Here is a 241-nt window from a genome sequence, read left to right on the forward strand (position 1 = left end):
CGATGTGGATCAATATATATATATCAAGTATCTTGATTATATTAAGGATTATGCCGATAGATTTTCTTCGGAGGAAGAGTCTACTTTTGAGTTTTTCTCTGAAAAAATAATGTTCTCATCTAGAAAAAGCATAGGAGATTTATACTATCTTGATGATGTTTTGTATGATCTACCCATGATAGGAGCAGAAAGACTTGATATCGAATTTTTGTATGAGATAAATAGAGGTAAAGAAGCTCCT

1 protein-coding gene is annotated in these 241 nt (G+C 31.1%); it reads left to right on the forward strand.

The annotated features are described in order from the left end of the window. A partial coding sequence (locus V2A85_RS24795; protein ID WP_420072698.1) for a hypothetical protein occupies positions 1-241 on the forward strand: 241 nt, incomplete at both ends.

It is taken from the genome of Yersinia sp. 1252 StPb PI (genome assembly GCF_048593885.1).
Lineage (GTDB): Bacteria > Pseudomonadota > Gammaproteobacteria > Enterobacterales > Enterobacteriaceae > Yersinia > Yersinia enterocolitica_E.